The sequence below is a fragment of the uncultured Sphingomonas sp. genome, assembly GCF_964244265.1.
Lineage (GTDB): Bacteria > Pseudomonadota > Alphaproteobacteria > Sphingomonadales > Sphingomonadaceae > Sphingomonas.
Window position 1 is genome coordinate 16,874 of sequence record NZ_CAXTHV010000028.1, and the last position, 26,621, is coordinate 43,494.

Genomic DNA, 26,621 nt, shown 5'->3' on the forward strand with positions numbered 1-26,621 from the left:
GCTGCGGCGGAGCCGTCGATCGGACCGTCCGCCATGAACCGCAAGCAACCCGACGCGGCGGAGGCGCCTGCTTCGACCGGCCAGGCCAAGTCCCGCACCGGCGATGCGCCGGCAAATGCCGTCGCCGATGACATCCTGGTAGTCGGGCAACGCGAGCGGCCGATCGAGATCGCGCCGCGCGGCCTTGCCGTGTCGCTGGGCCAGGAGCAGTTTGCCGGCACCAACGCGGTCAACGTCTCCGATCTCATCAAATATGCACCGAACTTCTTCATCCGGCGAAGGTATATCGGCGACTCCAATGCCGGTCCTGGCTTTCGCGGCACCAGCGGGCAGCAGGCGGCGCGCACATTGGTAATGATCGACGGCTTCGTCGTTTCCAACTTCCTCAGCAACGGCATCGGCAATTCACCCAAGTTCGATCTGGTCGGGCCACAGGAGGTTCGCCAGTTCGACATCGTCTACGGCCCCTATTCGTCGCGCTATGTCGGCAACTCGATGGGCGGCATCGTCAACATCACGACCAACGACGTCGAACGCACGGAGGGCTTCCTGTCGGTCCAGGGCTTCGCGCAGCCGTTCGACCAATATGGCACGGATGCAACCTATGCCGGAGGCGCGGCGGATGGCGGCTTCGGGCTCAGGCAGAAGGACGGCCCGTGGTCGGTGCGGGTATCGGGGCACTATCTTCGGTCCGAGGGACAGCCGCCCAATTTCCTGTTCCTGCTTCCCGCCACGGGCGCTGCGGCCGGCACCGCGGTGACCGGCGCGGTGATTGATCCCGACACGCTGACCCGCGTCGCCACGGCAAACGGCGTGCCGACAACAACCACCCGCCCGAGCGGCACGGTGCTCGCAAACGATCCGGCGCCGATCTTCGCCTCGCAAGGCCGCGCCCTGGTGACGCAATTGCAGGGTAAGCTGCGCCTCGGCTATGACGACGGCACGATCAAGGCGGAGGGCCTGTTTGCCTATTGGCACAATCTCGAGCAGCTGAACGAGGTCGATTGCTATCTGCGCGATGCCCAGAACAATCGCGTGTGCGAAGGCCGGGTGACCACATTGGGCCGCAACTGGACCGCGGCGGGCGCGAACCTGTCGCGCAATGTGCGGGAGGAATATCTCGCCGGCATCAAGGTGGCCGCGCCGGTCGGACCGTTCGCCGTCAAGCTCGTGGCATCGACCTTCCAGACGGCCAAGATGCAAACCGAAACCTCGAACGGCTATGTCGCCGGCATTAATCGCGGCGCCGGCACCTTTACCGACAATGGCCCGACCGGCTGGTATACCGGGGATCTCACGCTGGAGTACAAGGCGGATCGCAACCTGTTTGCCTTCGGCGCGACGGCCAGCCTCTACAAGACCGACCAAACGCGTTACAATACGAGCGACTGGCTGGCGCACACGGCCCCGGTGTTCGTGACCCGCAATTTCGGCAAGACGCGCCAGCTCTCGTTATGGGGCGAGGACCGCCTCGAACTGACCGATGCGCTGTCGATCACCGCCGGGCTGCGCTATGATGACTGGCGTGCGTTCAGCGGCGGATTGGGACGCGTCGGCACGGCGGGCGCGATCATTTATAACAGCTACGCGACGCGAACGAACAATGCGGTCAGTCCTACCTTGTCCGCCGAGCTTGCGCTCGATCCCCGAACCAAGGTGCAGCTCAGCCTGGCGATGGCGACGCGCTTCCCGACCGTCGGCGAGTTGTTTCAGGGCGCGCTCAACAGTGACGGCACCTTCAACATCAACAGCTTCGATCCAAATCTGCCGCCTGAGCGAAGCAACGACGCGAACCTGTTGCTGGCCCGTGATTTCGGCAAGTTGCGTCTGACCGGGTCGGTTTTCTACCAGCGCGTGAAGAACTCGCTATTCTCGTTCCAGGGCCTGAACCAGTTCGGGGTCATCACCACCTCGTTCAAGAGCATCGACGTCACCCGGCAATACGGCGTCGAGCTGCTCGCCGAAGCACGAAATTTTCTGATCGATGGCCTGTCCGTGGATGCCAACGGGGCATGGCTGGACAGCCGCATCGTTCGCAATTCGGCACTGCCGGCATCGAACGGCGTGTTCTTCCAGCGCATCCCGCGCTGGCGGTTCAACGGGAATCTGCGCTACGACATTACACCGCGCGTGCAGGGCGTGCTCGGCGTGCGTTACGCCAGCCGGCCCAATACGGATATCCTCGGGCTCCAACGCGGCCATACTTATGGCTATATCTCCGAACTGTTCGCGCTCGATGCCAAGGTGAACTTTCGCCTGAACGAGCATATGCGGATCAGCGCGGGCGTGGACAACATCACCAACAGCCGCGACTTTGTTATCCATCCCTATCCGGAGCGCAGCTTTCTGCTCGAAGCGGGATGGACGCTTTGACGATAACGCTCCTGCCCGACACACCCGTGCTCAAGGCGGAGGGTCTCGGCCGGATATTCGGGGCGACGCCCGCGCTCGCCGACCTCGATCTCAGCGTGAGCGCCGGCGAGGTTGTCTGCCTGCTCGGTGGGAACGGTGCGGGCAAGACCACCACGCTCGGGCTGTTCCTCGGCTTCCTCTCGCCGACCGCGGGTGCGGCGCGCGTCATGGGCCGGTCGGTGCACGACGACATTCCGGCCGCACGCGCTCACCTCGGCTACGTCCCTGAGATCGTCGCGCTCTATCCGACGCTGTCGGGTATCGAGACGCTGCAATATTTCAACGATCTGGCTGGACGGCCACCCTTGTCCAACTGCGCGGCGCGCGACCTGCTCTGCACCGCCGGGCTCGAGGGCGACAGGGCGTCGAAGCGTATCGCGACTTACTCCAAGGGCATGCGCCAGAAGGTCGGCCTCGCGATCGCGCTGGCCAAGCAGGCGGCCGCGCTGCTGCTCGACGAGCCGTTGTCGGGGCTCGACCCGGCGGCGGCAAACGATCTGGTGGAGCGGATCAAGGCACTCGCGCGGAACGGAACCGCTGTGCTGATGGCGACTCATGACATCTTCCGCGCGCATGACGTTGCGGACCGGCTGTGCGTGATGCGCGCCGGGCGGCTGGTCGAGACGGTCGATGCCCGTTCGCTCAGCGCATCGGCCGCCGAAGCGCTGTACCTCGCGCATATGCGAGCGCAGGCGTGAGCGCCGTCCTGGCTTCAGCGCGAGTCGAGTTTCGGATTGCGTGGCGCAGCGGCGTCGCACTTGCCCTTGCCCTGCTGGCCTTGGCCTTGGTGGTGACGGCAGGGATCGCCACGGCGGAGCGGCAAAGCGCGACGGCGCGGACGCAGGCTGCCGCCGAGCGGCTCGATGCCGCGACCTTCCTCAGCCAGAAGCTGCGCAATCCGCACGCCGTCGCCCATTTCTCGCGCTATGCGGTGCGCCCCGCCGATCCGCTCGGCTGGCTCGACAGCGGCGCGGCGCCCTATCAGGGCGCGGCGGTGTGGATGGAAGCGCACAAGCAGAACCCGGCCAATTTCCGCCCCGCCGAAGACCGCGCCACCCCGCCCTTCGGCCTCGACATTTCACCCGCCTGGGTGTTCGCAACGCTCCTGCCGCTGATCGCGATGCTGCTCGGACATGGCGCGTTTGCGGCGGCGCGGGAGCGGGGCACGCTCGATCTCGAACTGACCAGCGCTGGCGGCGTGGGGAGCCTCGCGCTGGGCAAGCTGGCCGCGCAAGCGACGATGGTGCTCGTTCCCACAGCGCTGCTCGCGGCCTCGATTGCTGGCGTGGCCGCGACGCAGTCGCTGTTCCCCGATGCCCTGGCACGCGCCGCCGCGTGGGTCGGGATCGTCACGTTGTACGGCGCTATCTTCGTATTGGCCGGGCTTGCCGTATCGGCGCGGAGCGCGACCGTACGCGGCGCGTTGGCGACGATCCTTGCGATCTGGGTGATCTCGGTCGCGATCGTCCCGCGTGTCGCGGCCTCTGCCGCCGAGCTGATCGCGCCGCTGCCAATGGGGCAGGCGTTTACGACGGCGATGCGCGACGATGTGCGCAAGGCCGTCGATGCCGACCGTCAGGCGACGGGGATCGGCCTTCCGGGCGGACCCAAGACGGTAGTCGTCGACGGCAGGCTGCTGAACGGACGCGGCGTCGCGCTCACGCGCGGCGAGGCAGCGGGCAACCGCGTCCATGAAGCGGCCGCGCGCCGTCTTGCCGAAGCACAGGACCGGCAGGAAGGCGTCCGGCTGGCGATCGGCGCGCTTTCGCCGACGACGGCGTTCCGCGCCTTGTCGGCAAGCCTTGCCGCCGCCGATCTGGCGCACCAGCGCGATTTCGCCACGCAAGCGGAAGCAACGAGGCGCCGGATCATCGCCTTTTTGAACGGTGACCAGACCCTTCGCGGCGGCGACCGGGGGGCCGATTACGTCAACGGGCCGCGGCTATGGCGCGACGTGCCGCGCTTCGACTATCGCGCTCCCGCGCTGACGGATCTGCACGAGAGCTTCGTCGGCGCGGCCGGCATCCTGGCGCTCTGGGCGGTGCTGGCGGGACTGGCGTTGTGGATCGGCATCCGCCGCATGGAGCGGCCGCGATGAAGGGCTGGCGCGTGTTTCGCTGGGAGTTACGAATTGTCCTGCGCGAGCGCCTGCTGCCGATCGTCTTCGTCACGCTGGCGCTCGCCGCGTTGATGGCCACCCTTAACGGCCAGGCGCTGACGCGGCAATGGTCGGCGGTGACCGACCGCTACGCCGCGAGCGCCGCCGCGGGCGAGGCGGCGCTGCTCAAGACCCTGGCCGCGGGCAAACCAACGGCGGAGGAAGCCGGGTCCGTCAGGACGAGTTATCTTCGCCCGGCGCCGCCGCTGCTCGGCCTCGCCGGCGGCCGCGCGATGCTCGATCCGATTGCGGTGACCGCGGCCCCCACCGACCAGCTCTATCATCTATTCCGCGATTATCAGACCGACAATCCCTGGCCGCTGGTGATCGGGCGGTTCGACTGGGCGTTCCTGCTGGCCGTGATCGTGCCCTTGCTGATCATCGCGCTGGGCTACGACCTGCTGGCGCGCGATCGCGATCTGGGCGTCGACCGGCAACTGGCGCTTGGCGGCTGCGGTCGGGGAACGCTGCTCGCCACGCGCACCCTGGCGCGCGCGGTTCCGCTGGCGCTGGCGGTGCTGGTGCTGATCGTCGTCGCGATCCAGGTCACCGGATCGGGCGCGGCAGGATGGCCGCGGGTATCGGCTCTGCTGGCCCTGGCGACCGGTGGAATGATCTTCTGGTGGGGCCTTGTCGCGCTTGTCAACTTGCGGCATTGGAGCGCGGCGCGCAGCGCGGCCGTGCTGCTCAGCGCCTGGACGATGCTGGCATTCGTCGTCCCCGCGCTGGTCGACGCCGCCGCGCAGGCGATCGCGCCATCGCCATCGCGCATCGAACTGACCATCGCTGCGCGCACCGCCGAAATCACCGCGCAGGCGAATGCCGTCGGTCTGGTCGACCGCTATCTGGCGGGCAATCCCGGTCTGCCGCGCCATCCCGATGATGCCGCACAGCGCAGCGATGCGCGTTTCGCGGTCTCGCTCGAGATCGACCGCGCGGTCGCTCCCGCGCTGGCGCGGTTCAACGCGACGCTCGCCCGCCAGCATCGTGTCGCCAGCATGCTGCAATTCCTTTCGCCGGTGGGTGCCGAGCAGTCGCTGATGACCGAGATCGCCGGAACGGGATTCGCCGCGCGAGCCCGCTTCCAGGAGGATGTAAACCGCCATTATCTCGCGTGGCGTGATGCCGTGGCGTCGCTGCAGTTTGCCGGTCGCCCGTTGAGCCGGGCCCGGATCGAGAGCCTGCCTCGTTTTCCTGCAACATCCGCGTCATCGCTGCCGCTCATCATGCTGACATTCTTCTTCGTGATCCTCATCATTCCTGCCGTTCTGACCACCCTGAGTGTCATACGTCGCCAGGAAGTCTGTTGACGAGCGGCTGGCGGACCTTTCCCGACGCGAATTTTCGAATGGCCGGTTAGACGACGACGTCCTCGCCCCCGGCCAGGATTCGACCGATTGCCTCGAACAGCGCGTCCATCGCCACCGGCTTGAACAGCACCTCGTCGGCGCCGGCGGCAAGGCAGCGCTCGCGCAGGTCGATCGCGGTGTCGGCAGTAACGACGATGATCGGCAGCCGCGCCTTGGCGTCGTCGCGCTTCCTTACCTGGCGGATGGCGGTGATGCCGTCCATCCCCGGCATCCGCAGGTCGACCAGCGCCATCGCGAAATCCTGCTCGTCGATCAGTCGCAGCCCGATCTCGGCATTCTCCGCCTCGACCATCGTTGCCCCGGCCACGTCGAGCATGTCCTTTACGACCCGCCTGTTCATCGGGTCGTCCTCGATGAACAGGACGTTCATCGCGGCGAACCGGCCGATGCCAGCAGGCAGGATGATTGGTCCATCATGGATTAATCTATCCTCCTATGCGGCGCGGCTGGCAACCGCATTCGCTAGATCAATATCCGGCGAAACGATCTGTTTGACCAGCGCGCCGCCGGCGACCGGCCTGGCCACGATTTTTCTGACGCCCGCCTTGGCGAAGCGAACATGGTCGGCATCGCCAGGATTGGTCCACAGCAACGTCACCGCGGCGTCGCCTCCGGCCGCTGCCAAGGCGCGGGCAGCCGCCTCCGCATCGCCATCCGCGCTGATCGTCGCCTCGTCGATCAACACGTGCGTGATACCTGGCGCGGCAAGTGCGGCGACCGCCTCCTCGACGGACCCGGCCAGCCGGATGTCGGCGATGTGCGGTGACAGCAGGGTCCTGACCATGCTACGGCTGATCGGGTTACGCTCGACGATCAGCAACGCGTCGCCTGCCTGCTCCCCACCGGCAAGCCCCGGCTCCTCGGCAGCCACGCGGACCAGCGGCAGGGTCAACATGAAGCTCGATCCCTCGCCCGGCACGCTGGCGACCGTGACGTCGCCGCCCAACGCCCGCGCGATGTTGCGACAGATTGCGAGGCCCAGTCCGGTGCCGCCGAACTGGCGGGTAGTGCCGGCATCGGCCTGGCGAAATGAGTCGAAGATCAGATCGATCTTGTCCGGCGGAATGCCGATACCCGTATCGCGGATGACGATCGAGAACATTTCGCCCGCCGGCATGTCATGCACCGCGGCGCTGACCTGGATCGACCCCGCCGCCGTGAACTTCAGCGCATTCGACAGCAGGTTGAAGATCACCTGGCGCAGCCTTGTCGGGTCGCTCTCCACCAATGTCGGCGCGCCGCTGATATCCAGGTCGAAGTCGATGCCCTTGTCCCGGGCCTGTTCCACCCACATGCGCGACACGTCGCGCAGCATGGCCGGCAAGTCGACCGGCGCGCGATCGACCGTCAGGTTGCCGGTCTCCATCTTGGCGACGTCGAGGATGTCGTCGACCAGCGCACGCATCGACACGCCCGCGCCATGGACCACCCCGATACGAGCGCGGATGCCCGGATCGAGCCCCTGGTCGGCCAGCATCACCTGGGTCATGCCGAGGATGCCGTTCAGCGGCGTGCGGATTTCGTGGCTGGTCGTCGCCAGGAACTCGGTCTTGGCCGCCAATGCCTTGCTCAGCGCGGAGTTGGTCGCCTCGAGGTCAATGTTGGCAGCCCGGACACCGTTGCGGCTGCGGCGGATCGTGACCAGGCCGAACACCAGCATCGCCACGACCACCGTCGAGGTGATGCCTGACGCAACGAAGATCCCATATTGAGTATCCGCGCGACGCTGGGCCTCGTCGGCGCGCAGCCGCGTGATCTTCAACTCCTGATTGGCGTAATCGAACCGGGCCGCCATCAACGCGGTGTTGGTCGACGTGGCAAGCGCAGTCGTTTCGTCATCGATCGCCTTGATCGCCTCAAGATGCGCCAGCGCCTTCGCATCGTCGCCCAGCGCGCGGTAGATCTCGAACGCCGTCTTATGCGCGGTCCAGAATATTGCCGATCGATTGCCCGGATCGACGCTCTGGAAGGCGCGTTCGATCATCGTGCGCGCCGCCGCCAGACGGCCGCGCTGCAAGGCAGCCTGAGCCGCCACTGCCCAGAGCGGTTGTGCAATGCTGTCGCCACCGCCTTTGCGCAGTTCACTGAATCCCTCGGCGATCGTTCGGTCCGCGTCGTCAAGCTTCCCGGCGTTGAGCTCGGTGCGCGCAACGTTGCGGAGTATCTGGGAGACCAGCACCGGGCTGGTCAGCGTTCGGGCAATTTTCAAAGCCTGCCGAAACTGCGCTTCCGCCTCAGTGTAGCGCCCAAGCTGGCGCAGTGCGCCACCGCGGTTATTATACAGCGACATCAGAAACTTCTGGTCGCCTTGGTAGACGTCAACCGCCTGGCCATAATATTTCAGGGCAGAGCGAAAATCGTTGGCATCGTCGTATAATCCGGCAATGCTCGACAGAGCGATAGCTTCGCTGCGGGTGTTGCCGAGAGCTCGATAAATGGCAAACGCAGCCTGATAATCAGCGAGTGCATTTACGACGCTGCCAGTCGCATTGTGAAAGCCGCCTCGCGACACCAGAAGGTCGCCCTTGAGCTTGGTGGGCGCACCCTTGCCCAGCATCGCCAACGCCGAGGCGATGAGCGGACCGGCCATGTCTGGCGTGTTAAGGCGCAGGTGCGCCTCGGCCTCCAGCCATTGGCTGGTGGCGATCCCCTCGATCCGCTGCGATCCCGACAGCGTGCTTGCCATCCGGCGAACGGCGATGGCTTTGGCAATGGTCCGGGACGGATCGATCAGCATCGACGCTTTGGCATCGTCGATTGCCGATTGCAGTCCGCTGGGGGTGACTTTCTGTCCAAGCGCAAATTGGGGCGTCGCCAACAATGCGAATATCGCGAGCAGCCGGAACAGAAGATGCCGAGTCATGACCAGCGGACTTTGACCTGCCCGCGTTAAGGCCACGCTAAATGTCAGGCGGCGGTGCGCCTGAACGCGGCGGAACGGAACGTCGCGCGCGCGGTATCGACCAGCGCGGCATTCTTATGATCGCGCAGGAACTGGCGGAACACGCCCAATTCAATCGGGCGGCTGATCAGATAGCCCTGGATCATGTCGCACCCCATGACACTGAGCAGCGCCAGTGCGGCCGGCGTTTCGACGCCTTCGGCGGTAACCTCCATTTCCAGCGCATGCGCGAGATCGATGGTTGAGCGAACGATCAGCGGATCGCGGTTGCTGCTGGTCAGCTGCATCACGAACATCTTGTCGATCTTCAGCTCGCGGGCCGGCAGCTGCTTCAGATATGCCAGGCTCGACAGCCCGGCGCCGTAGTCGTCGATCGCAATAGCGATGCCGTGATCGGCAAACGTGTTCAAATTGGCGATCGCGCTCGTCGGGTCGCGGATTACCGATGTTTCGGTGATCTCGAACCCCAGCTTGACCTCCGCCTCGCTGACCATCCGGCACACCCGCTGGACGAATCGGGGGTCGCTGAGCAACTGACCCGAAATGTTGACGAACAGCGTGATATCTTCGCCATCCGCGCGCAACACCTGCTGGTCGGCGATCACCTGTTCGAGCGTCCAGAGCGTCAAGCGCTCGATGTCCCGCGTCGCTTCAGCCACCGGGATGAAGTCGCCAGGCAGAATCAATCCGCGCGCGGGATGGCGCCACCGCACCAGCGCCTCCGCGCTGGCAATGTCCTGCCGACGAACATGGACCTTGGGCTGATATTGCAGGAACAGCTCGCCGCGATCTATCGCCCCCTTCAGCTCGCGCTTGAGCGCCAGCTTGTCGATTTGCGGCGCGGCCTCCGACAGGTCGCGGATGACCGGCGCATGATCCGACCGCGATTGCACAAGGGCGTCTTCGACCTCTTCGGCCAGGCGGATCGGCGAGACGACGTCCGCCGGTCCGCCGACCGCACCGATCGCCAGGTCGACGGCATGCATTTCGCCATCGATTTGCAGCGGTTCGGCAAAGGCGGCCGCGATGGCATCGACATGATCGTACAATTCGCTGGCCCCGGAAATACGCGCATCCACCTCGACCACCCAGCGGCCCGCGGTGGTGATGGCGGCGGCGGGGAGCAGATCCGCCAGCCTGGCCGCGACGTCCAACACCAGAGAATGTGCCCGGGCCACCCCCAACTGACGGCGCAGCACCGCAAGATTGCTGACGTGGAGCAATGCCTGGAATGCCCATGCTTGATCGAGCAGTCGCTCGGGTGGCGACCAGGCGGCGACGACATCTTCGACCGAAATGCTCGTACCCTGCTTGGCCGCCAAGGGGGTTTGCGGGGGCCTGGATGCACCGTTGCGCGCCATATGGCCCCGCCTAACCTGGGTTGCTGAAGGATTGATTAAGCAGGCAATCCGAAGAATGCCGTGCGCGCCAGGCTTGCACAACCATCTTGTATCTTGGTTAACAAAGCATTAATCAAAGAGCGTGCCCAGGGTGGGCGCATGACAGAGGAAAAGCGAATGCTGGCTTTCATTATTGCGCTGATCAAGGGCGACGAGCAAATCCGTCCTTGGTAATGTATTCTGCGACCCGTTCTCGCTATGCGGCTCCGCTTGCCGGTGCCGAACCAGTGCGAGCGGGTCGCCTTGTATCCGGCCAACCCGGCCGCGGCGCTTTGCGATAGACCACCTTCCCTTGCTTCCCGGTCATGCGGGATGGGTTTATGAAGCGGATGCCGGACCTTCCGACCATCCACCGTCAATCGCCTTGAACAGCGCAATCGTCTCCTGCCTCAGCTGCGCGTCGCTTGCCGCCAGCTGTTCTCGTGCACGCAGCACATCGATCTGGCCGTTGATCACCGCGTCCTGCGCCACCAGCCCGCTCTTGTAGCGCGCCAGATCCGCCGCCACTGAACGTTCGGTATCGGCCACGGCCTGGCCGAGCAACATATTGCGCCGACGCTCGGCATCGATCTGCGCCAGCGGATCCTCGACGTCGCGCAAGGCCTGCAGCACTGTCTTGCGATAGGCGAGATACGCCTGCTCGCGATCTTCCTTGCGCAGTCCGACAATCGCCTTGCGCCGGCCCCAGTCGAACAGCGGGAATGTCGCCTGGCCGCTACCCGTCAGTTGCAGGCTGTCGCCGGTGAACAACGTACGCAGTGCAGTCGAGATCAGTTGCGCCATCCCGGTCAGGGTGAACTTCGGATAAAGGTCGGCGACGGCGATCCCGACATCGGCCGTTGCCGCCGCCAATTGCCGCTCGGCGGCGCGGATGTCGGGCCGTCGTCGCAGCAGATCGGAGGGGAGGCCGGGGGGAATTTCGGGTGCCGCGATCAGGGGCGGCAACGTCCCGCCAAGTTCGTCCGCCAGCGCCTCGGGCGGTTGCCCCAGCAGGATCGCCAGCGCGTGCTTGCGCGTTTCGGCATCGGCCTTGATCGGCTCCAGCCGCGCGCGCGTCGCGGTGATGTTGCCGTTCTGCCGCGTGACGTTGATCGCCGGGACCAGGCCGACCCTAGCGATATTGGCCGAGATCTGCTGGGCGCGCGTCTGACGCTCGATCTCGCCGTCCAGCATCGTGACTTGCTGAAGATCCAGGCGCAGCGCGAAATAGGCGTCCGCGACCTCCGCGGCGAGGGTGACCGCGGCATCGCGCTGGGTCCATTCGGCGGCACGCGTCCGCGCCACCGCGGCCTCGGCCCCGCGCCGGCCGCCGCCGAACAGATCGAGTTCCCAGTTCGCGTCGAACCCGACGGCATAGGTCAGGATGCTATCCCCCGGCAGCGCGACACCGCTTCCCGTTCCGCTCTCAGTGCCGCTGCCCGAACCGCCTGAAAAAGCACGGGCAAGCGATGAAAATCCGGCATTTTTGCTGAATTTGACGTCGGTCGCCCCCACGTTGGCGTTGATCAGAGGCTTGAACTGGCTGCGCGCCTGAATTTCCTGGAGGCGTGCCTGGCGCACCCTGCTGGCTGCGGTCGCAACATCCGGGTTGTCGCGCAACGCCCGGTCGATCAGCCCCGTCAGTACGGAATCGTCGAACGCGTCCCACCAGCGCGCCGGATCCACCGACTGACCTGCGGGCGGCGCGGGCTGCGGTCCGGCGAAGCGTGTCGGCACGTCAATGTCGGGCCGAGCATAGTTTGGCACGACGGCGCATGCCGACAGGATCGCCGCGATCGCCAGCGGCGAAGCGAACAGCCGGATCTTGCGCATCGTCAATGTCCCATTCCTCCGCCCGCGCCCTTGCCCGATCGCATCAGGATGATGATCGGCATCGTCACCAGGATCAGCACCATGAGCGTGCGAAACACGTCGAGGAACCCAAGCATTGCCGCCTGCCGCTGGACCTGCTGGTACAGCACCGCCAGCGGCGTCATCTCCGCGCCCGCGCCGCCGAACGCGTTACCTGCTTTGCCCAGCCACTCGGTATAAATGGGATTGAGCGGGTTCAGCCCTTGGACGAGTTCCGACTGGTGCCGCTGTACGGCGCCGACCAGTAAAGTCTGGGCCGCGGAAATGCCGATCGAACCGCCCAGGTTGCGCGCGACGTTGAGCAGGCTGGAAGCCTGCGCGGTCGCTTCGCGCGGCAGCCCCTGATAGGCGATGGCATTGATTGGCACGAACAGGAACGGCAGCGCCATCGACTGGTACAGCCGGCCGATCGCCGCGTCGGCAAAGGCGATGTCCGCGGTCCAGTGCGACATGTTCCACAGCGCGGCTGCCTGCACGAACAACGCGCCCCCCAACAGCAATCGTACGTCGACCTTGCCGACCATCCGACCGGCGAACGGCACCGCGACCAATGTCGCCAAGCCGCCCAGGGTCAGCGCCAGCCCCGCATCGAACGAGCTGTAACCCATCACCTGCTGCAACATCTGCGGGATCAACTGGGTGGTACTGAACAGGATCAGCCCGGTCAGCGTCATGACCAGCAACGTGATCGCGAAATTGCGGTTCTTGAGCAGCTTGAGATCGACGACAGGGTCCTTGTGGTTCAATTCCCAGAATATCAGACCGATCAGCGACACCGCCGAGATCGTCGCCGTAGCGACGATGAAGCTGCTCGCGAACCATTGCTCGCGCTCGCCACGATCGAGCGTGAGTTCGAAGAAGCCGAGCCCCAGCGCGACCAGTACGACGCCGATATAGTCGATCCTCAGCCCGCCCTTGATCCGCTTGGCGCGGTCGGCCTTCACCTGATCGGGTTCGTCGACGAACAGATTGGTCAGGAAAAAGGCGACGATGCCGACCGGCACGTTGATCAGGAACACCCAATGCCAACTGGCCTGCTCGGTGATATAGCCGCCAAGCGTCGGACCGAGCACCGGTCCCACCACCACGACGATGGCGAAGGCCGCGATTGCCATGCCGCGCTGCTTGGGAGGAAAGGTGTCGATCAGCATCGATTGCTCGACCGGCGCCAGGCCGCCGCCGCCAATGCCCTGGAACACCCGCGCGATGACCAGGGTCGACAGATTGGGCGCGATGCCGCAGACGAACGACGAGATCACGAACAGCGCGATCGAGATCATGAAATAACGCTTGCGGCCGATCGCATCGCTCAGCCAGCCGGAAATGGGGATGATGATCGCGTTGGCGACCAGATAGCTGGTCAGCACCCACGTCGCCTGGTCGGTCGAGATCGACAGGCCGCCGGCAATATGGTCCAGGCTGACATTGGCGATCGAGGTGTCCAGCACCTCCATGAAGGTCGGCAGCGAGATGATGCCGACGATCAGCCACGGATTGTACCTTCCCGCCGCGGATCGTGAGGAGTCCCAGCCGTCCCATCCGGCCGCAGGCGCGGCGCTGGCCATCTCAGCGCACCTTGACCGTCGGGACCACCGACATGCCCGGGCCGATCGGATAGTCGCGAGGATCGGGATCGTCCTTGCCGACAATGAAGGTGATCCGCACGGGAACACGCTGGACGACCTTGACGTAATTGCCCGTCGCGTTCTGCGGCGGCAGCAGGGCGAATGCCTGACCTGCGCCGCGCTGGATCGAATCGACGCGGCCCTTGAACTTGACGTCCGGAAATGCGTCCACCTTGATCGCCACGACCTGGCCGATGCGCATGCTCTTCAGCTGGGTCTCCTTGAAATTGGCGGTGACCCACATCGTGTCGGGAACGATCGCCATCAGCTGACTGCCGGGCGCCACGTACGAGCCGAGATTGACCTGGCGATTGACCACCTGCCCCGATACCGGTGCGGTCAGCCGCAAATTGCCCAACGTCACCTTCGCCTGATCGACCTGCGCGCGCCGCGCCAATATCGCGGCCTCGGCCGCTGCAACCTGGCGCCGGGCGACGGCGACCTGGGCATCGGCGCTGGCGATCTGGCTCCGGGCGGCGGCGGCATCGGCCGCCGCGGTCCGCGCCTTGGCACGTGCGTCGTCGATCTGGGTCGCGGCGACTGCCGCGCTATCGATTCGCACCAATTGTTGGTAGCGGGCGAAATCGCGCGCAGTCCTGATCGCGTTGGCCACCGGCGATTGCGCCTGCGCGGCGGTCTGCTGGCGTGTCGCGATCGCGGCGGCGACCTGGGCACGGGCCTGATCGACTTGCGCCTGAGCCTGGGTGACGCCGGCATTGGCTTCGGCCAGTTGCGCTTCAGGACCGGACGGCTTGATCACCGCAAGCAGATCGCCGGCCTTGACATGACGATTATCGATATCGGCGACCTGAATTAGCGTGCCCGCTATTTCGGGCGCGAGCCGCACGATATGCGCGTCGACAAAGGCATCGTCGGTCGATTCAAACTGCCGCGCATGAAGGTAATAGAAAGTGCCGCCGATCGTGATCGCCGCGACGACGACAATCAGAATCACCCAGAACATGGGCTTGCTGAAGATCGACGGCTTGGTTGAAGCGTCGTCCGTTTCGCCTTCGGCGCCCTTGTCGGCCTGGGTGTCGCCGGCGCTGCCGGTCTGGTCGCTCATGCCTGCTCCTCTCGCTCGGCGATCATCCGGTCTAGAATGGTATCGGTGTTGGCCGCGACATGATCGGAATAGGATTGGATGATGTCGCGGCCGAGCGTCTCCCGCTCCAATATCTTGTGGCAGGTCGCGCGCCCCGCCTTGACGATCAGCACCTGGCCGAACAGCGCGATCGCCGCCAGCTGCGCCGCCCTGCGGTCCTTCGTACCGGCCACGACGCAGATCAGATCGACCAGCGCGTCGGCGTTGCGGCCCATCGGTCCGGCATAGATCCGCTCAAAGGCTTCGGTGGGGTTCATCTGCTCGCGCATGATGAAGAGCGCCCAATTATCCGCCTGTCCTTCAAACATGCGCGCCAGTAAACCACCGAGCAGGAGGTGAACGCACCGACGTGCTTCCGCCGAATCGCCTGCCTCGATCGCCGCCCCCAGCCGGTCATCGTCCGCCACGCCGCCCAATTGTCCGGCAACGTAATCGGCGGCAGCGAGATAAAGTCCCTCCTTGCTGCCGTAATGATAGGTGATTGACGACATCGCCGCGCCCGCTTGCGCCGCAATGCTGCGGGTCGAGGCGCCGTCGAGACCCTTGGCCCCGAATTCGCGCACCGCGACGTCGAGCAGGCGTTGCTGGATCATCGGTCCTCCATAGGACCGAGCCACTAGTTCGTTCGAACGAACACGTCAATTCATATGCTGGCTAGCGACCTGGTCGCGACTTTGATCCCGCGATCAGGTCAGCCGGACGAAACTCAGCAGCAGCCAGTATAACAGGCCCGCCAGCACCATCGCCGCCGGCAGCGTCAGCACCCAGGCGAGGATCATGTTCCGTATCGTCCGCACCTGCAGCCCGGCGCCGTTGGCTACGCTAGCGCCGGCGACGCCGGAGGACAGAATGTGCGTCGTCGATACCGGCACCGCCAACCGGTCGGCAAAGGCGATGGTGACCGCAGCGACCAGTTCGGCGGCGGCGCCCATGCCATAGGTCAGGTGCGTCTTGCCGATCTTCTCGCCGACGGTGACGACGATCCGTTTCCAGCCGATCATCGTGCCCAGGCCCAACGCGATCGCCACTGCCGCCTTCACCCAGAACGGAATGTAGCGCGTCCCCTGTTCCAGCATCTTCTGATAATCACCGATCGCCGTGAGATCCGCCGGTGAAAAGGCCGGCGCCGTGGTCTTGCGCTTGGTGATCAGCCGGGTCGTGTCGAGCACCAGATACATGTCGTTGCGCAAATTGCCCGTCGCCGCCGCCGGCACCCGCGACAAGGCGCCATAGGATTGGATGCGCTGGCTGAGATCGATCGACAGCGCGGCGACCGCGCCGGCGACCCGCGGACCGTCGACCGCGCGCTGCTGCAACGCGGCGGTCAGAATAGTGCGGGCATCGTCGACCGATCGGCTGGCGGCGGGACCGGCCTTTGCCGAGAATATCTGCGCGGCATTGACCGCGGTCGCGACAAACGCCGGTGTCTGGGACTCCGGCATCGTGCGGTTGAGCGCATAGGCGGTGGGCGCGCAGCCGATCAGGATCAGCATGATCAGCCCCATGCCCTTCTGGCCGTCATTGCTGCCGTGAAAGAAGCTGACCAGGGTGCACGTCAGGACCAGCAATCCGCGAATGGCGAGCGGCGGCGGCGCGTCGCGATCGGGCTCGCGATACAGCTTGGGCACGCGGATCGTCAGCTTCATCAGCCACAGCAGCAAGAACGCCCCGGCAAAGCCCATCAACGGCGAGAAGAGCAGCGCGGAAAACACAGTATATGCCTGGTTCCAGTCGACCCCCGCCGTCCCCTCGCCACCCGGGGCGAGCAGCTGGTTGGAGACGCCGACGCCCAGCACCGACCCGATCAGCGCATGGCTGGAAGAATTGGGCAGCCCGACCCACCAGGTTGCGAGGTTCCAGGTCACCGCCGCCAGCAACAAGGCGAAGATCATCGCATAGCCCGCGCCGGACCCGACGTGCAGGATCAGGTCGACCGGCAGCAGCGTGACGATGGTATAGGCAACCGCGCCCGACGACAATAGCACGCCGAGGAAATTGAAGAAGCCCGACCAGATCACCGCCACCGGCGCGGGCATCGAATGGGTGTAGATCACCGTCGCCACGGCATTGGCGGTGTCGTGGAAGCCGTTGACGAATTCGAATCCCAACGCGATCAGCAAGGCGAGGATCAGGAAGGCGAACACGCCCCCGGCCATCTGCTCGCCGACCTGCCGGGTGTCGGTCAGGATGCTGAACGCGGCATAGCCGAGGGCGCCGGCCAGCACCGCAAGGAACAGCCAGCGCGCCAGCGGATGATGCGCCCGATCGAGTTGCGGCCCGCGCGAAACCCCGGTCTCGGCCACTCCGCCGGCCGCAATGAATTCGCTCGCCATCCTCGCGCCCTTGCGGGCAATATATGACAAGTGCGTGACACCCGCTGTCGAACCCGTAGTTAGTCGGTCCGTTCGGTCGCCGATCCGCCACCCGTCAGGAGGGCGGCCAGGCTGAGCAGTCCGGCCGCCGCCAGATACAGGCCGACCCATCCGAGCCCGTGCCGCGACAGCGCCTGCGCGGCGAGCGGGGTCAGCGCGCCGCCGATCACGCCGCCCACGTTGAAGGCAATCGACGTGCCGGTATAGCGCACCCGCGCGGGGAATTGCGCGGGCAGCCACGCGCCGAGCGGACCATAGACGGATCCCATGACCAGCAAGGCGATGCCCAGAAACATTCCGGCCTGCATCAGCGGCCCGGCCATCAGCGGCGCCAGCAGGGCACCGGCGGCAATCGTACCCAGGCAACCCCAGATCAGCACCTGGCGGGGGCTGGCGCGGTCGCTCCACCATCCCGCGATCAGGATGCCGGCGGCCATGAACAGGATCGCGACCAGCTGGACGGCCAGGAATGCCTGACGCGAATGGCCCAAGGTCGCGGTGCCATAGCCAAGCGCGAAAGCGGTCGCGATGTAGAAGATCGCGAAGCACGCCACTACCGCCAATGTCCCGCGCAGCACCGCCGCGCCGTGCGCGCCCGCCATCTCGGCCAGCGGGACGCTGGGCGGCGACCCCTCCGCCAGAACGCGGGCAAAGGCCGGCGTCTCGCTGATCCGCAGCCGTACCCACAGGCCCAGCGCGACCAGGATCGCGCTCAGCAGGAACGGCAGGCGCCAACCCCAGGCGGCGAACTGCGCCGGAGTCAGCGTCGCGCCGAGCACCAGGAACAGGCCGTTCGCGGCGATGAAGCCGACCGGCGCGCCCATCTGCGGCGCGGTGCCGAACCGCCCGCGCCAGTACGGCGGCGCGTTCTCGACCGCGAGCAGCGCCGCCCCGCCCCACTCGCCGCCCAGGCCGAAGCCCTGCCCGAAGCGCAACAGGCACAGGAGGAGCGGCGCCCACCAGCCGATCTGCGCATAGGTCGGCAGGAAGGCGATCAGAAAGGTCGAGGCACCCATCAGCATCAAACTGGCGACCAACGTCGACTTTCGCCCCAGCCGGTCGCCGAAATGCCCGAAAGCCGCCGCCCCCACCGGCCGCGCAACGAACGCCAGCCCCAGGCTGGCATAGGAGGACAGCAACTGGACTCCCGGGTCGCTCGACGGGAAGAAAGCCGGCCCCAGCACCAGCGCGGCGGCGGTCGCATAGATATAGAAGTCGTAAAATTCGACAGAGGTGCCAACCAAGGCGGCGGTCAGGATGCGGGCATGCGCGCGGATCGGGTTCATGGCCCCGCTTAAGGGGCAAACCCATGAATTGCGAGATCGAGACAATGCTGCCCCGCCAACGGGAAAATGAAGACGGTTGTCCGGGCTGGCCGCGTTCCCTACCTGTTCAGCGATGAGTCTTCCCGCGCCTTCCGTCGATGATCCGCCCTATATCCGTGGCCTCAATCCGCCGCAGCGCGAGGCGGTGCTGACCCTTGAGGGACCGGTGCTGGTGCTGGCTGGCGCGGGCACCGGCAAGACCGCGGCGCTGACCGCGCGGCTGGCGCACCTGCTCCATACCCGGAGGGCGTGGCCATCGGAGATCCTGTCGGTCACCTTCACCAACAAGGCGGCGCGGGAAATGCGCGAGCGCGTTCGCGCGCTGGTCGGCGACATGGTCGAGGGAATGCCGTGGCTGGGCACTTTTCATTCGATCGGGGCGAAGATGCTGCGCCGCCACGCAGAACTGGTCGGGCTGCACGCCAATTTCACGATTCTCGATACCGACGACCAGCTGCGGCTGCTCAAGCAGCTCGTGCTGGCCGCCGACCTGGACGAGAAACGCTGGCCGGCGCGCAGCCTGGGCGGGCTCATCGACGAATGGAAGAACAAGGGGCTGACCCCGCGCGACATCGGCGCCGGCGAGTCGGAACGCTATGCCAATGGCCGCGGCGGCGAGCTGTACGTCGCGTATCAGGATCGGCTGAAGACGCTCAACGCCTGCGATTTCGGCGACCTCCTGCTCCACATGCTGACCGTCCTGAAGACCGATCGCGAGGTGCTGGCGCAGTATCAGCAGCGCTTTCGCTACATCATGGTCGACGAGTATCAGGACACCAACAGCGTCCAGTATCTGTGGCTCCGCCTGCTCGCGCAGCGCTCCAGGAACCTGTGCTGCGTCGGCGACGACGATCAGTCGATCTATTCCTGGCGCGGTGCACAGGTCGAGAACATCCTGAAGTTCGAAAAGGACTTTCCCGGCGCCAAGGTCATCCGGCTCGAACAGAATTACCGCTCCACCCCGCACATCCTGGCCGCCGCCAGCGGGGTCATCGCCAACAATGGCGGCCGGCTCGGCAAGACGCTCTGGACCGACGAGCAGGCCGGCGAGAAGGTCAAGGTGCTGGGCGTGTGGGACGGCCCCGAGGAGGCGCGCCGGGTCGGTGACGAGATCGAGGCATGCCGGCGTTCGGGCAAGAGCCTCGACGACATCGCCATCCTGGTCCGCGCGCAGCACCAGACACGCGAGTTCGAGGACCGCTTCATCGCGGTCGGGATGCCGTACCGCATCGTCGGGGGGTTCCGCTTCTACGAGCGTGCCGAGATTCGCGACGCGCTCGCCTATCTGCGCGTCGTTGCGCAACCCGCCGACGACCTCGCCTTCGAACGCATCGTCAACGTCCCAAAGCGCGGTCTGGGCGACAAGGCGGTGGCCAAGGTCCACCAGCTCGCCCGCGCCCAGGGCATTCCGCTGACCGTTGCCGCCGCGCGTATCCTCGACACCGACGAACTGACCGGCGCGGCGCGCAAGTCGCTCGGCAACCTTGTCGGCGACATGGCGCGCTGGCGCAGCCTGGCGGGCAGCCTGCCCCACCCCGACCTTGCCCGCCGGATCCTCGACGAGAGCGGCTACACCGCGATGTACCAGGCGGAGAAATCGGCCGACGCCGCGGGCCGCCTGGAAAACCTCACCGAACTCGTCCGCGCAATGGAGGAATATGACAGCCTCGGCGCCTTCCTGGAACATGTCAGCCTGGTGATGGATAACGAAGGCGCCGCCGACGAAGCCAAGGTCACGATCATGACGATCCATGCCGCCAAGGGCCTGGAATACGACACCGTGTTCCTGGTCGGGTGGGAGGAAGGGCTGTTCCCCAGCCAGCGCGCGCTTGACGAAGGCGGGCTCGCCAGCCTGGAGGAGGAACGCCGCCTGGCCTATGTCGCGATCACCCGTGCACGCCGGCGGGCGGTCATCATCCATGCCGCCAACCGCCGCATCTATGGCCAGTGGACGTCGAGCATCCCCAGCCGCTTCGTCGGCGAACTGCCCGGCGAACACATTGAGAGCGAGACCAGCATGGCGGGCGGCGAGAGCCTGTGGCGCGCCAATTGGTCCGAACGCGCCGATCCCTTCGCCGATGTCGCACGCGGTGCCGGCCGTGGCCCCGGTTGGCAGCGCGCAGCGGGGATCGATCCGAGCAAGCCCGGCGGCGGCTTCACCAGCCGCACCTTCACCCGCGAAGCGCCCCGCATTGTGGAGGCACGAGCCAGTGCGGTGAGCCTGGGCAACAAGGGAAGGTCCGATCTTTCGGTGGGAATGCGCGTGTTCCACCAGAAGTTCGGCTATGGCGAGATCGCCGAAATCGAAGGCAACAAGCTGGAGATCGACTTTGCGACAGCGGGCCGCAAAAGGGTAATGGACAGCTTCGTGAGCATGGGCTGATCGCCCGATCGATCGACGCGGCGCGTTGCCGGGTTCAGCCTTCGACCGCCATCAGCGTGGTCGCCGCAAAACGCTCGTCGGCGGGCTCGAACAGAGGGCTGCGTTCGAACGGCCGCTCGATGAGGGTGATACCGGCCAAGCCGTCCAGCTTGAACAGCCCGATCTTGGCCTCGCGGGGTGGCTGGCCGTCGCGGTCGATCGTCACCGCGACAAGGTAAAGCGCCTCATTGCGGGTGAACAAGGCATGCGGTGCGAGCGTCACCCGCTGGCGATTGTACGTGCCGACCAGGCAGCGCTGGCGAACGATCGCCTCGAAGGCCAGCGGCGTGGATACGACCTTTCGCGGCCCCGATTCATCCGTGAGGTACATATCCGCAAGGTACGGGCTGTGTTGCATCGCAGCAAACGTTTTCTTGGCTGCTAGTGTCAGACCGGCCGTGCCGAAAACGCTGCGACGATTACGTCGCCATCAAAAAGTACCGGCCGCCTTTTGCCAAGGCGGCCGACCCTACATCAATGCCAGAACAGCAGCAGGAGGATGATGATCGGTAGCGGAATACCGATCAGCCACAACAGGATGCCCTTGCCCATTATCAACTCCTCTCGTCGTTTCGATAGCGACATAACTCGCCGCCCGGACTGCCGTTCCCGCCGATCATGTTGATCCAGATCAGCTCGTCGCAGTGGGCAGGTTTCCGGCAAAGGCGCTTGTCTCCGCCCTGCCGCGGGAGGCATGGCAGGATGCCATGCCCCACCCGCTTGTCGCCAGACTCGATCTATCGCCCCATCCGGAGGGCGGGTGGTTCCGTGAGACGATGCGCGTGCCGTCGGTAGAAGGCGCGCGCGGCCTTGCCACCGCGATCCTGTTCCTGCTCGACGCTGGCGAACGATCGCACTGGCACCGGGTCGACGCCGCCGAATTGTGGATTTGGAATGCCGGCGATCCGCTGACACTGCTGATCGCCGCCACCGGCACTGACAGTAACGGCGTGGTGGAACATGTGCTCGGCCCGGCCAATCCGCAGGTGATCGTGCCATCGCTCGCCTGGCAGGCGGCCGAGCCCCGCAGCGGCTGGGCGCTGGTCAGCTGCGTCGTCGTGCCGGCCTTCGACTTTGCTGGCTTCGAGCTTGCGCCGCCCGGCTGGTATCCGCCAGGGAAAGAGTGAATGACCAGCCCAGCCGACCCGCCCCGCGCCGTGCGGACCGACGACACGGACGGTCTGCCGGTACCGCGCCGTTATGCCGCGATCGCCTCGTTGAGCTGCGGCAGCGCGCTGATCATCCTGGACGGCGGAATCGCCAACGTCGCGCTGCCCAGCATCGCCGGCGACCTGCGGGTCGCGCCCAGCGCGGTGGTGTCGATCGTCACCGTCTATCAGCTGATGCTGGTCATGCTGCTGCTGCCGCTGGCCGGGCTCGGGGAGCGCATCGGCCTGAAGCGGATGTACCAGGGCGGGCAGCTGGTCTTCACCGTCGCGACCTTGCTGTGCTTTTTCGCCAGGAGCCTGCCGTTCCTGCTGATCGTCCGCGCGGCACAGGCGATCGGCGCGGCAGGCGCGCTGTCCGTATCGTCGGCGCTGATCCGATCAACCTATCCCAGTAAGCAGCTCGGTCGCGGGCTGGGCATCAACAGCGTGGTCATCTCCAGCGCCGCCGCCGCCGCGCCGACCGCCGGCGGGCTGGTGCTGGCGTTCGCCCCGTGGCCGTGGGTGTTCGCCTGCGCGGTTCCCCTGGCCATCGTCAGCTTGCTGCTGGGCGGCGCGCTGCCCGATCCGCCCGCGCAAGACCGGCGCTTCGATGCGGCGGGCGCGGTGATGTGCGCGGCCACGTTCGGACTGGTCATCGGCGGCGCCGAAAGCGGCGTTCACGGCGACAGCCCGGTCGTTTCCGCGGCGATCGTGCTGCTCGGTCTCCTGATCGGCTCCCGCTTCGTCCGTCGCGAGCGTCACGTCGAAAATCCGATCCTCCCGCTCGATCTGTTGGCCAAGCCGGTGGTCACCTTGTCGGCGGTTGGCGCCTTTACAGCTTTCACCGCCTCGATGATGCTGCTGCTGTCGATGCCGTTCCGGCTGACGCAGGAGTTCGGTTTCAGCATTGCCGCGGTCGGCGCCGCCCTGGCGCCGTGGCCGATGACCAACATGATCGTGGCGCCATTGTCCGGCATGCTCTCCGACCGGATTCCGGCGGGCATCCTGGGCGGGATCGGCATGGCCATCAGCATCGGCGCGCTCCTGCTGATCGCCCTGCTGCCGGCACATCCCGGCTATGTCGACATTGCCTGGCGGATGGCGCTGTGCGGATCGGGCTTCGGCATCTTCCTGCCGCCCAACGCCCGGCTGATCCTGGGCAGCGCCACGCGAGATCGCGCAGCGGCGGCGGGCGGCCTGATCTCGACCGTACGGCTGGTCGGGCAGACCACCGGCGCGACGCTGCTCGCCGGGCTGCTGGCGCTCGGCATCGGCGGCGGGCGCGCGCCCGCGCTGATCGCGGCCGGCCTGGCGCTTGTCGCGGGGCTGTGCAGCCTGGCCCGGATGCGCCCCTCGGTTCGCGATCCCGATCGCACGGAAGTGGCGGACGAGGTCCCGACGCTCAAGACCACGCGCTGAGAGTCTGTTTGAAAACGCACTGAGAACGCGTTTTGCGGTGCGGGCGCCAAGCCCCTAGAACACCGCCTTTGCGTCGCCGCCCATCATCGCGGCGCGGACCAGCGGGATCGGCGGACCCCCATAGGACAGGAACCGGTCGTGAAACGCCTTCCACGCCGCCCGTCCGCCGCGCGTCGCCGTCCAGTCCTCGCGCAGCCGGCGGATCATCAGCTTGCCCATCGTGTAGTTGAGATAAGCGGGATCATAGGTGCCCCGCGCCGCCTGCTGGTCCGCGCTGCCTTCGCCCTGATAGCATTGCTCGCGAAACATCGTGAACGATTCCGCCTGGCTCATGCCCTTGGCATGCATGCCGATCGCCGACAGGAAGCGGCAGTCGCGCAGCAGGGCGTTGCTGAGCTCGCCGATATGCGTCTCGGCGTCGCCCCTGCCGAGCCCGGCCTCCCACATCATCTCCTCGGCATAATGCGCCCAGCCCTCGGCATAGCCATAGCCGACGAACAGCCGCCCGAACAAAGACGGTGAGCGGTTGGCGTGAAGGAACTGGACGAAATGCCCCGGCATCACCTCATGGACCGACGTGAACAGCAGGTCCATCTTGCCCGGCACGAAGCCCAGCTGCTTCTCCTTCGACCAGGACGGGTCGGGCGGCGAGATGTAATAGACCGAGGCGATACCCTTATCGAACGGTCCGGGAGGGTCGATATAGGCCGAGTTCTGGCGATTATAGGGCGGGCTTTCCTCGACCAGCGCCTGTTCGGTCCCCGGAATCGAGACCAGGTCGTTGTCGACCACGAACCGGCGCAGCATCGGGATCTGCTTGCGCGCTTCGGCCACGGGGTCATTGTCGGGCGGCTTGTTGGCGTTCATCTTCTCGACGCATTGCTGGATCGTCCTGCCGGCGGCGAACGTGGCGCACGCCGCCTTCAGCGCGGCCTGGTTCCTGGCCAGGTCGGCGCGTCCCGCGGCTTCCAGCTGGTCGAGCGGGACGTCGACCGCCTCGGTCGTCGCCAGCATCCGCCGGAACCGGTCGGCGCCCAGCGCGAAGCCCTGCGTGGCGGTGCCCTTCTGGCTGTCGAGCCAATTGGCCAGCGACTTCATCGACAGGGCCGCCGCCTTCGCCGCCGCGTCGAACTGCTTGTGCAGTTCGGGGTCCCTGACCCCGGCGAACGCCTTCTTCGCATCGCCGACATAATAATCGGCCAGCCCGCCAAAGCCGGCAACGCCATAGTTGATGAAGCTGAGCGGCAGGGGCGTGCGCAGGTTGGTGCGGATGTTGTCGGCGGCGGCGGGCACCTGCATCAGGAACCTGGTGATCGCCTTCATCCGCGTCGGCGCATCGGCATAGGGCCGGGCGATATAGACGTTGGGATCCAGCCCGCCGCCGACATAATAAGCCGGATTGGTATGCGGCTGATCGGCATCCTCCAGCCAGAACAACTTCCCCTCGGCGACCTTGACCAGATAGTCGCGCTCGAACGCGTCGCCCGGGTTCAGCTTGGCCCCGTCATAGGCCTTTGCGCCGGCGATCGACCTGCGCAGGAAATCGCCCTGCGCCTTCAGACCGGCCGGGCTCCAATCGGGCATCTGGCCATCGAAATCGTGGCGACCCTGATACACCGCGTCGGCCGGGTTCACCTTGAACCAGCCCTCGATAAAGGCGTCGCGGAACGCTGGCCAGCTTTCGGCCGGGGTGGGGGAGGCGACCGCGGCGACGTTCACGTCGGTGGCGCTGGTCTCGTTGCACCCCGACAGCGCCAGGATGGCGCTTGCGCTTAATAATCTGATCCGCATCGACATCTCCGCCTGCCGTCGACGGGATGCTGCCAGATTGCGACGGCTCGCGCCAGCCCGCCGGAACGGGGGGCCACATCCGCCCGTTCTCCCGGGACAATTTGGCGAGTGGAGACAGATCATGCCCTACATCACGACCAGCGACGGCACCGAGCTGTATTACAAGGATTGGGGATCCGGCCGACCCGTCATCCTGCTTCACGGCTGGCCGTTGTCGGCGGACAGCTGGGACGCGCAGTCGATGGCGCTGGCCGAGGCCGGCTATCGCGCGATCGCCTATGACCGGCGCGGCTTCGGCCGGTCGAGCCAGCCCTGGAGCGGCTATGATTACGACACCCTGTCGGACGATCTCGCCGAAGTGATGAAGCAGACAGGCGCCGACAGCGAGGCGACCCTGGTCGGCTTCTCGATGGGCGGCGGCGAGGTCGCGCGCTACATGAGCCGGCACCAGGGCAAGGGCGTGGTCGCCGCCGCGCTGGTGAGCTCGGTCGTGCCGTACATGCTCCGGACCGACGACAATCCCGATGGCGTGCCCCAGGAAACGTTCGACCAGATCACCGACGGCATCGAACAGGACCGCGCGGCGTTCTTTCGCCACACCTTCTTCCCGCAATTCTTCGGCGCGGGATGGATCAGTTCACCGGTCAGCGACGATGTCCTGGCGATGACTACCGGCACGGCCTTGCTGGCCGGGCTGAAGCCGACCCTGGCCTGCGCCCAGGCCTTCTCGCATACCGATTTCCGCCCCGATCTGGCGGCGTTCAATGTGCCGACGCTGATCATCCACGGCACCGCCGACAAGACCGTGCCGATCGACACCTCCGCCCGCGCCGCGGCGGCGGGGATCACGGGCGCGCAGCTGATCGAATATGACGGCGAGCCCCACGGCCTGAACGTCACCGCCGGCGATCGCCTGACCCAGGATCTCCTGACGTTCCTCGGCACCGGCCGCGCCGAAAACCAGGCGTTATTTCAAGGGAACGACCAGCTCGTCGGGATTGACAACATTTAGCTGCTTGCGGGCCAGTTCGTCGACCATGTCCGGATTGGCCCGCCGCGGATCGAGCAGCGACACGCGGTTCGCCAGGACCCGCTGTCGCTGCTTGAGCGCCGCCAGCCGGGTCTCGCCCGATGCACGACGATGCTGATAGTCGCCAAAAGCCAGCGCGCCGTTGATGCCGATCACCGCGTTCGTCCCGAAAAAGGCCATGACCACGACCGCGACGGCCGGCAAAGCGGCCTTGCGCAACAGCGAAAGCGGCGGGGTCTGACGGTAGGACATGCCACCCTATTCTCGCGCAAGGCGACTCCTTGATCAAGC

The 26,621-nt window shown here is 66.0% G+C and carries 20 protein-coding genes; 8 read left to right on the plus strand and 12 right to left on the minus strand.

Features of this window, described 5'->3' with window-relative positions; translation table 11 throughout:
- Positions 1-33: 33 nt before the first annotated feature.
- From ACFE7K_RS11965 to ACFE7K_RS11980, 4 genes are read left to right on the plus strand one after another with little or no spacing between them, the layout of a single operon-like run.
- Entirely contained in the window at positions 34-2,373 is a 2,340-nt protein-coding gene (locus ACFE7K_RS11965; protein WP_375398422.1) for a TonB-dependent receptor, read from the plus strand.
- A complete protein-coding gene (locus ACFE7K_RS11970; protein ID WP_375398423.1) occupies positions 2,370-3,110 on the plus strand; it encodes an ABC transporter ATP-binding protein in 741 nt (246 codons plus the stop codon). The genes ACFE7K_RS11965 and ACFE7K_RS11970 overlap by 4 nt, the downstream gene beginning before the upstream one ends.
- Positions 3,107-4,510, plus strand: a complete 1,404-nt coding sequence (locus ACFE7K_RS11975) for an ABC transporter permease subunit (protein ID WP_375398424.1) — start codon at positions 3,107-3,109, stop codon at positions 4,508-4,510. Before ACFE7K_RS11970 ends, ACFE7K_RS11975 begins: the two co-directional genes overlap by 4 nt.
- Complete coding sequence (locus ACFE7K_RS11980) at positions 4,507-5,880, plus strand: DUF3526 domain-containing protein (RefSeq protein WP_375398425.1); 1,374 nt, start codon at positions 4,507-4,509, stop codon at positions 5,878-5,880. The genes ACFE7K_RS11975 and ACFE7K_RS11980 overlap by 4 nt, the downstream gene beginning before the upstream one ends.
- A gap of 46 nt (positions 5,881-5,926) precedes the next feature.
- Here ACFE7K_RS11980 and ACFE7K_RS11985 read toward each other — a convergent pair whose 3' ends face one another.
- The 9 genes from ACFE7K_RS11985 to ACFE7K_RS12025 all read right to left on the minus strand — a co-directional run bounded on the left by ACFE7K_RS11985 (position 5,927) and on the right by ACFE7K_RS12025 (position 18,481).
- A complete protein-coding gene (locus ACFE7K_RS11985) occupies positions 5,927-6,310 on the minus strand; it encodes a response regulator (RefSeq protein ID WP_375398426.1) in 384 nt (127 codons plus the stop codon).
- A 63-nt stretch (positions 6,311-6,373) separates the two neighbouring features.
- Entirely contained in the window at positions 6,374-8,803 is a 2,430-nt protein-coding gene (locus ACFE7K_RS11990; RefSeq protein WP_375398427.1) for an ATP-binding protein, read from the minus strand.
- Between the two features lie 44 nt (positions 8,804-8,847).
- Complete coding sequence (locus ACFE7K_RS11995; RefSeq protein ID WP_375398428.1) at positions 8,848-10,164, minus strand: EAL domain-containing protein; 1,317 nt, start codon at positions 10,162-10,164, stop codon at positions 8,848-8,850.
- Positions 10,165-10,560: 396 nt separating this feature from the next.
- Positions 10,561-12,054, minus strand: coding sequence for an efflux transporter outer membrane subunit (locus ACFE7K_RS12000; protein WP_375398450.1), 1,494 nt, complete (start codon positions 12,052-12,054; stop codon positions 10,561-10,563).
- A 2-nt stretch (positions 12,055-12,056) separates the two neighbouring features.
- Entirely contained in the window at positions 12,057-13,658 is a 1,602-nt protein-coding gene (locus ACFE7K_RS12005) for a DHA2 family efflux MFS transporter permease subunit (protein ID WP_375398429.1), read from the minus strand.
- Between the two features lies 1 nt (position 13,659).
- On the minus strand, positions 13,660-14,784 hold the full coding sequence (locus tag ACFE7K_RS12010; RefSeq protein WP_375398430.1) for an HlyD family secretion protein: 1,125 nt from the start codon (positions 14,782-14,784) through the stop codon (positions 13,660-13,662).
- Complete coding sequence (locus tag ACFE7K_RS12015) at positions 14,781-15,416, minus strand: CerR family C-terminal domain-containing protein (RefSeq protein ID WP_375398431.1); 636 nt, start codon at positions 15,414-15,416, stop codon at positions 14,781-14,783. The genes ACFE7K_RS12010 and ACFE7K_RS12015 overlap by 4 nt, the downstream gene beginning before the upstream one ends.
- A 93-nt stretch (positions 15,417-15,509) precedes the next feature.
- Complete coding sequence (locus ACFE7K_RS12020; protein ID WP_375398432.1) at positions 15,510-17,156, minus strand: inorganic phosphate transporter; 1,647 nt, start codon at positions 17,154-17,156, stop codon at positions 15,510-15,512.
- A 59-nt stretch (positions 17,157-17,215) separates the two neighbouring features.
- Positions 17,216-18,481: an MFS transporter gene (locus tag ACFE7K_RS12025; protein WP_375398433.1), complete on the minus strand. Its 1,266-nt coding sequence runs from the start codon at positions 18,479-18,481 to the stop codon at positions 17,216-17,218.
- Positions 18,482-18,593: 112 nt separating this feature from the next.
- On the opposite strand from ACFE7K_RS12025, the gene ACFE7K_RS12030 reads away from it, so the two are divergent.
- Complete coding sequence (locus tag ACFE7K_RS12030) at positions 18,594-20,903, plus strand: ATP-dependent helicase (RefSeq protein ID WP_375398434.1); 2,310 nt, start codon at positions 18,594-18,596, stop codon at positions 20,901-20,903.
- A gap of 34 nt (positions 20,904-20,937) precedes the next feature.
- On the opposite strand, the gene ACFE7K_RS12035 is transcribed toward ACFE7K_RS12030, so the two are convergent.
- Complete coding sequence (locus tag ACFE7K_RS12035) at positions 20,938-21,273, minus strand: WYL domain-containing protein (RefSeq protein ID WP_375398435.1); 336 nt, start codon at positions 21,271-21,273, stop codon at positions 20,938-20,940.
- A gap of 376 nt (positions 21,274-21,649) precedes the next feature.
- On the opposite strand from ACFE7K_RS12035, the gene ACFE7K_RS12040 reads away from it, so the two are divergent.
- Together ACFE7K_RS12040 and ACFE7K_RS12045 are read left to right on the plus strand one after the other, a co-directional pair.
- Entirely contained in the window at positions 21,650-22,069 is a 420-nt protein-coding gene (locus tag ACFE7K_RS12040) for a cupin domain-containing protein (protein ID WP_375398436.1), read from the plus strand.
- Positions 22,070-23,509: an MFS transporter gene (locus ACFE7K_RS12045; RefSeq protein WP_375398437.1), complete on the plus strand. Its 1,440-nt coding sequence runs from the start codon at positions 22,070-22,072 to the stop codon at positions 23,507-23,509.
- A 54-nt stretch (positions 23,510-23,563) separates the two neighbouring features.
- Here the strand turns inward: ACFE7K_RS12045 and ACFE7K_RS12050 are convergent, their stop codons facing one another.
- A complete protein-coding gene (locus ACFE7K_RS12050; protein WP_375398451.1) occupies positions 23,564-25,300 on the minus strand; it encodes a DUF885 domain-containing protein in 1,737 nt (578 codons plus the stop codon).
- Positions 25,301-25,421: 121 nt separating this feature from the next.
- Here ACFE7K_RS12050 and ACFE7K_RS12055 point away from each other — a divergent pair, with 121 nt between their 5' ends.
- Positions 25,422-26,312 carry an alpha/beta fold hydrolase gene (locus ACFE7K_RS12055; RefSeq protein WP_375398438.1) on the plus strand — a complete coding sequence of 297 codons (891 nt, stop codon included), beginning with the start codon at positions 25,422-25,424 and terminating at the stop codon, positions 26,310-26,312.
- Here the strand turns inward: ACFE7K_RS12055 and ACFE7K_RS12060 are convergent.
- Positions 26,268-26,582: a septum formation initiator family protein gene (locus ACFE7K_RS12060; protein WP_375398439.1), complete on the minus strand. Its 315-nt coding sequence runs from the start codon at positions 26,580-26,582 to the stop codon at positions 26,268-26,270. The genes ACFE7K_RS12055 and ACFE7K_RS12060 overlap by 45 nt on opposite strands.
- Between the last annotated feature and the right edge of the window lie 39 nt (positions 26,583-26,621).

Coding starts and splice junctions, on each gene's coding strand:
- ACFE7K_RS12055 (WP_375398438.1), top strand. CDS start 25,422: ATGCCCTACATCACGACCAGCGACGGCACCGAGCTGTATTACAAGGAT.
- ACFE7K_RS11965 (WP_375398422.1), top strand. CDS start 34: ATGAACCGCAAGCAACCCGACGCGGCGGAGGCGCCTGCTTCGACCGGC.
- ACFE7K_RS11985 (WP_375398426.1), bottom strand. CDS start 6,310: ATGAACGTCCTGTTCATCGAGGACGACCCGATGAACAGGCGGGTCGTA.
- ACFE7K_RS12060 (WP_375398439.1), bottom strand. CDS start 26,582: ATGTCCTACCGTCAGACCCCGCCGCTTTCGCTGTTGCGCAAGGCCGCT.
- ACFE7K_RS12030 (WP_375398434.1), top strand. CDS start 18,594: ATGAGTCTTCCCGCGCCTTCCGTCGATGATCCGCCCTATATCCGTGGC.
- ACFE7K_RS12045 (WP_375398437.1), top strand. CDS start 22,070: ATGACCAGCCCAGCCGACCCGCCCCGCGCCGTGCGGACCGACGACACG.
- ACFE7K_RS12015 (WP_375398431.1), bottom strand. CDS start 15,416: ATGATCCAGCAACGCCTGCTCGACGTCGCGGTGCGCGAATTCGGGGCC.
- ACFE7K_RS12020 (WP_375398432.1), bottom strand. CDS start 17,156: ATGGCGAGCGAATTCATTGCGGCCGGCGGAGTGGCCGAGACCGGGGTT.
- ACFE7K_RS11990 (WP_375398427.1), bottom strand. CDS start 8,803: ATGACTCGGCATCTTCTGTTCCGGCTGCTCGCGATATTCGCATTGTTG.
- ACFE7K_RS12035 (WP_375398435.1), bottom strand. CDS start 21,273: ATGTACCTCACGGATGAATCGGGGCCGCGAAAGGTCGTATCCACGCCG.
- ACFE7K_RS12050 (WP_375398451.1), bottom strand. CDS start 25,300: ATGCGGATCAGATTATTAAGCGCAAGCGCCATCCTGGCGCTGTCGGGG.
- ACFE7K_RS12005 (WP_375398429.1), bottom strand. CDS start 13,658: ATGGCCAGCGCCGCGCCTGCGGCCGGATGGGACGGCTGGGACTCCTCA.
- ACFE7K_RS12040 (WP_375398436.1), top strand. CDS start 21,650: ATGCCCCACCCGCTTGTCGCCAGACTCGATCTATCGCCCCATCCGGAG.
- ACFE7K_RS11980 (WP_375398425.1), top strand. CDS start 4,507: ATGAAGGGCTGGCGCGTGTTTCGCTGGGAGTTACGAATTGTCCTGCGC.
- ACFE7K_RS12025 (WP_375398433.1), bottom strand. CDS start 18,481: ATGAACCCGATCCGCGCGCATGCCCGCATCCTGACCGCCGCCTTGGTT.
- ACFE7K_RS12010 (WP_375398430.1), bottom strand. CDS start 14,784: ATGAGCGACCAGACCGGCAGCGCCGGCGACACCCAGGCCGACAAGGGC.
- ACFE7K_RS12000 (WP_375398450.1), bottom strand. CDS start 12,054: ATGCGCAAGATCCGGCTGTTCGCTTCGCCGCTGGCGATCGCGGCGATC.